At 66.0% G+C, this 1,289-nt stretch carries 1 protein-coding gene and 1 pseudogene; both read left to right on the top strand.

The window, feature by feature from the left end; genetic code table 11:
* Nucleotides 1-99: pseudogene (locus tag A2J02_RS29015) on the top strand (GyrI-like domain-containing protein); the annotation flags it as partial.
* A 13-nt stretch (nucleotides 100-112) separates the two neighbouring features.
* Nucleotides 113-1,289: MFS transporter (locus A2J02_RS04440; RefSeq protein WP_082899478.1), on the top strand; the 1,177-nt coding region annotated here is incomplete at its 3' end.

Here is a 1,289-nt window from a genome sequence, read left to right as displayed (position 1 = left end):
GAGATCTACCTGAGCGATCCGCGCCGGGTCGAACCTGCGAAGCTGCGCACCATCCTTCGCCAGCCGGTAGCGCATTCAGCGGAGTCGGCGTCGCTCTGACACGATGGCCGTCATGACCAACGCGGTGCGCCCGGCGTCGTTCACCGCCGGGACCCTCACTCTCCTGGGTGCGCTCTACTTCGCGCAGGGAGTGCCGTTCGGATTCTTCACCCAGGCCTTGCCGGTGGTGCTCCGAGAGTCGGGGTTCTCCTTGGTGAAGATCAGCGCAACCGGTGTGTTGTTCCTGCCGTGGGCGCTCAAGTTCCTCTGGGCACCGTACGTCGATCGGTATGGATCCAGGAGGCGGTGGCTGCTCTCGCTGCAGTGTTCGGCCGCAGCGGTGGCACTGGCGTTGTCGTTCCTCGATCTGTCCTCGACGTTGCGCTGGTTGTTCGTCGGTATCTTCGTCATGAATGCTCTGTCGGCGACGCAGGACATCGCGACCGACGGCATCGCGGTGCGCACGCTCACCGCGGCGCAGCGCGGGTTGGGCAACGGACTCCAGGTCGGTGCCTACCGCATCGGCATGGTGTGCGGTGGCGGACTGCTGTTGTGGCTGTTCACCTTCGCCGGATGGCGCGCGCTGTTCGTTGCGATGGCACTGCTGATCGTGCTGACGACGCTCCCCGTGTGGTGGATGCGCAGACAACTCGACGCGGCCGACGCGGACTCCGATCCGCACGCCGAGCGACCGAGGCCGGGGCGGCTGGCCGGTGCCTGGTGGTCGCGGCTTCGCAGACCCGGAATGATTGCATTCATTCTGCTGATCATCGGGTTCAAGTTCGGCAACTCGATGGGATCGGCCCTCGTGGGTCCGTTTCTGTCGGACAGCGGTCTGTCGCTGCCCCAGATAGCGCTGGTCGAGGGCGGTCTGTCTTCGGTGGCTGCGGTCGGAGGAGCCGCACTCGGGGCATGGCTGGCGTTTCGGTACGGACGTCGTCGGGCCCTGCTGGTGGGCGGAGTGAGCCAAACGCTGAGCCTTGCCCTGTATGTCGTCGCGTCCCTCGGTGTAGGCGGCTTTCCGCTTCTGGTCACCGCCAACATCACCGAACATGTGCTCGGTGGTGCGGCCACCGTGGCGGTGTTCGCGCTGATGATGGACGCGTCCGAGAAGCGCTTCGCGGGAAGCGATTACACGCTGATGGCGTGCGCGATCGTCTTCGCGCAGGGTGCCGCCGGGATCGCCGCCGGTGTGGTCGGAGACCTGTTCGGCTACACGGCGATGTTCGGTTCCGCGCTCGTCCTGTCCG

The sequence above is a fragment of the Rhodococcus sp. EPR-147 genome, assembly GCF_001647185.1.
GTDB lineage: Bacteria > Actinomycetota > Actinomycetes > Mycobacteriales > Mycobacteriaceae > Rhodococcoides.
Note: the sequence above shows the minus strand (reverse complement) of the source record. Positions and strands in the feature narration are given on the sequence as shown.